General features: G+C 58.5%; 2 protein-coding genes. Both read left to right on the top strand.

The features are described from left to right. The first annotated feature begins 749 nt into the window (after nt 1-749). Nucleotides 750-1208: a hypothetical protein gene (locus tag AKN84_RS44135; RefSeq protein ID WP_050426582.1), complete on the top strand. Its 459-nt coding sequence runs from the start codon at nt 750-752 to the stop codon at nt 1206-1208. 1492 nt (nt 1209-2700) lie between these two features. Then, nucleotides 2701-2943 carry a DUF3551 domain-containing protein gene (locus tag AKN84_RS47075; RefSeq protein WP_074125907.1) on the top strand — a complete coding sequence of 81 codons (243 nt, stop codon included), beginning with the start codon at nt 2701-2703 and terminating at the stop codon, nt 2941-2943. Nucleotides 2944-2967: the final 24 nt, after the last annotated feature.

Genomic DNA, 2967 nt, shown 5'->3' with positions numbered 1-2967 from the left:
ACGCCAGCGACTCCCGCTGTCGCGTCCTATCAAATGGATGAGCCGCAACTTGATCGCAGGCTGCTAGAAGTTCAACGATTGGCTTCTCGGCGGCGGAAATAGAGGAACAACTGAATCCAATCAAGAGTCCGACGGAAATATAAATCAGCCTCACCGCACTCCTCCTGTGAGACGAACTGAAAGTGTTTTCGCTACAATAAGACCAAGCCTATCCCTCCGGCTCGCTCCTGCCAATGCCGGATGTTCGGGAAGATGTGCGGCGCCAAGGCGAAAACTCTCGGTTGATTAAGAGATCCCGCCCGACGGACACGCTCGCCCGCCACAGTATCCCTTCGTCATCCTGGATACCTCGTTAGCGCGATCGGGGCGACCGTCGATCGGCGTTCGGCTGGGCAGCGACCAGCAAGGACGCCCGGCAGTTGTCTTCGGCCAGACAGGGTGCCCTCCCCCAGCCGCGCGTCATGCCTCCAGGACGGACCGACAGATGGGAAAAGGAAAGAAAGCGGCTGCAAGCCGCGCTGCGGCGGGCGCGGGAGCAGATTGCCTAGGAGCGCTCAATCATCGGAACTTGGAGCTTGCACAAGGGACTCAATGCCGCTCTTCCAGGCGAACAGCGGTCGGGCCAGCTCGTTTGGCATTCAGTTGTCTTGAAGAGAGTACGAGGCCCGAAGATACAGCGACGCCAGTAAATTCTAGGAACGACAGGGCTGCGCGAGAATTACGCGTATCTTCAACCAAGGAGAACGCTCATGAAATCAGCCCTCGCTGCGGCAACCTTGCTGGTAGTCCTCGGGTCGCCCTCGCTTGCGCAAACAACTGCTCCCACCAGCAGCTCACAAATGGATGCGGCATCGAGCAAAAATGACCAGAGCAGCCCGGCGGATCCCGCCTGGAATAGCTCCCAGAGTCAGGATGCAGATGCAACTCAGAAGATCCGCCAAGATCTTGAGAAGGCAGGCTTCACCGATGTGAAGGTCGTCGCACGTTCGTTCGTCGTGCAGGCCAAATCGAGCGACGGCAATCCGGTCCTCATGACAATCGGGCCGCACGGGATGTCGGTGTTTGAGGCCATGAGCGGGGCAGGAAGTAACTCAGCGACTGTAGGCATGGGCTCTGGGACAGCGGGTACGCCTGAATCGAATCCTCCCACGGCCCCAAGCCAGAACTCGGGCTCTTCCAACAGCCAACAGAACGGATCGCAGAAATAGCGCATGCAGCCTGCTGAGGCGGCTGGGCCCTGCGCATGTTGCACGCCCGATCAGCTGATTGTCGGCTCCTTCTTCCGTCAAGGGAGCTGGCGGGTGCGCGCGCCGATTTTGAGTGGGCTCCGCCGCGTGAGGCCGCGGCTCTCTGGCGACGCTTTTGCGGGCTGGCCCCGCTGACCAGTCGATTGAGTGAGAATGGTTGAAAAGCTCAGACCATATGTAGCTTTCGCTGTCGACGCGGCAGGCATTGCTCGGGCTACCTACGAGTTCACCAGCCACGGTGACGAGGAGGCGAAGAAGCGAGCTGAGGGATATCTGGCTATCCACGATATCATAGAACTTTGGACCGACCATCGGCTGGTCATGCGCCTAAGGCGGTCGACCTGAGTGAAGGCCGTTCGATCAGGATAATTTGCAAGGCACGATGCTGTCAATTTGGGGTCAGCATCAGAAAAACCAAAACCGGCAGCCTGATTAGGAACGATTTCAAGTCGGGAAAATTAGGCAATCGTGGATGCGTTTCCGGCCCCCGAGTTGGCGCTCCACATCAGTCCCAGCGTTCCTCCCCAGAACGCTGGGACTTATTCTTTGACAGGGACTAACAAAAATCGGCAGCATGGAGCCATGCAATGCGCCCAACTGCTCGTATCCACCGAGTTCGGTACGGTGGCGCATGCGGACCCAATTACGCGTGGATTCGCAGGAGGCGCTGTTGATCGCGGCGTCTGACGACCAATGTGTTGACTTCGACCCCAGCGGTTTCCACCGATCTGGGGTCTTTTCTTTGGCGCGCATGTATAAACTTGATGTGGGTTAATGATGAGCCCCGATCTTAGGGAGCAGGCTGGTTTCCCCTCGAAGAGTGAGGAATGAGCAATGCAGGGAAGCACTTGCATCCAAAGAGAGTTGCAGTTCTGGCTAACCATGCTGCTGAGCCTGTCGCCGCTGTGGATCGCAGCCGGTCTTTTGCTCTTCCTGAGCCATTGAGGCCCCTAAACAGCCGCCAAACGGTCTTCTTTGTCGGCTCCGCGTTACGATCTTCGAAGCGTCGTCGGACAACGGCCGCTGCAGCCCCTTGGCCTCGTCCCACGGCGCGCGCATCCAGACGTCACGCTCTTCATCGGCCGTCAGGGTCACCGGAATCGCCACGATCGATCAAGGCAGGCTAGTAATTGTGCAACCTCTATCGCTCTTGTTGGCGCGGATGCGCGACCAGCCGATAGGTTCGCGGCTCCTTATGACCAGCGCGACGAAATGACCAGGAAGCTTCGTTCTGTGGAGCTGGCGGCAAGCGTGGACAACTGGATCTCGACGCCAGGATACCCTTCGCCCACGCAGTATAAGTTTGGGCCGTTCTCTGTTCCTAGTCCAAAGGGCATTTGGCGACGCCATTTCGCTTGCTGCAAGGCGCGGCTCGCTGAACTCGGCCGCCGCCCCCTGAGGAACGTAAGCCTTTGGGCTCCGTTGAACGTGCATCGCCTTGAAGGAGCCAAGCATGCGCATCTCTCTGTTCATTACGGCTCTGGGGCTTGCAATTGCGGGATTGACAAACGTCACCGTCGCCAATGCACGTGACTATCCTTGGTGCGTGCAGGGAAGGGGTGTCGGATATCCCGGCGACTGCATGTACCAGACACGCGCCCAATGTCTTGCATCGGCAGCCGGCAGGAACGTGACATGCGGGCTTAATCCGCGAGCGGCATTCGGTCAGCAGCGTCGCTATCGAGATCGGTATTGATGTTCCCGTCTCGGCTGATGGGCT

This window comes from Bradyrhizobium tropiciagri, assembly GCF_001189845.1.
GTDB lineage: Bacteria > Pseudomonadota > Alphaproteobacteria > Rhizobiales > Xanthobacteraceae > Bradyrhizobium > Bradyrhizobium tropiciagri.
Note: the sequence above shows the minus strand (reverse complement) of the source record. Positions and strands in the feature narration are given on the sequence as shown.